The organism is Acidaminococcus sp. HCP3S3_G9_1 (genome assembly GCF_052122455.1).
Classification (GTDB): Bacteria; Bacillota; Negativicutes; order Acidaminococcales; family Acidaminococcaceae; genus Acidaminococcus.
In genome coordinates, this window is the sequence record NZ_JBQKCH010000043.1 from 1 (window position 1) to 760 (window position 760).

The window sequence follows — 760 nt, forward strand, 5'->3', positions numbered from 1 at the left end:
CAAAACACCCCGGACAGCCACTGTCCGGGGTGTTTTGCTGTGCCGTCTGGGCACAAGCTCCGTTTGTAGGGTTCTATTAGATAATGCCTCTCAGTTTCAGAGGTTCTACCAGAGCGTTCAGAGCTACGATGTAGGCGCCTACACGCATGGTGGTGTTGTATTTCTTGGCTGCGTCATATACGTTGCCGAATGCCTTCACCATCATCTGTTCCTGTCTGTCGACGACTTCTTCTTCCGTCCAGAAGTATCTGTACAGGTTCTGTACCCATTCGAAGTAGGATACGGTTACGCCGCCGCCGTTGGCCAGCACGTCAGGCACTACAGGGATGCCTCTCTTTTCCAGGATGACGTCTGCTTCTGCATCGGTCGGCCCGTTGGCTGCTTCCACGATCATTTTTGCTTTGATCTTGTCAGCATTCTTGGCAGTGATCTGCAGTTCCAGAGCAGCCGGGATCAGTACGGTTACATCCTGTTCCAGCACTTCTTCGTTGCTGATCGGGGTAGCGCCAGGATACCCTTTGATCACGCCGCCGTTGTTCTTGGCATATTCTTCCACTTTGTACGGATCGAAGCCGTTGGCATCATAGATCCCGCCGCTGATATCGCTCAGAGCTACAATCTTCAGGCCTTTGTCGGCTGCGCATTTAGCGGTCCAGGAACCTACGTTGCCGAAGCCCTGGATAGCCAGAGTAGCGTCTTCCGGTTTAACTCCTTCTCTCTTCAGCAGTTCCAGAGTAGCGGTGATTACGCCACGGCCCGT

Annotated in this window: 1 protein-coding gene; it reads right to left on the bottom strand. The window is 53.4% G+C overall.

Annotation, left to right across the window (positions count from 1 at the left end):
- Positions 1 to 76: 76 nt before the first annotated feature.
- Positions 77 to 760 (bottom strand): Glu/Leu/Phe/Val family dehydrogenase (locus ACTQY1_RS11245; protein ID WP_441374212.1); only part of this gene is annotated, 684 nt, incomplete at its 5' end.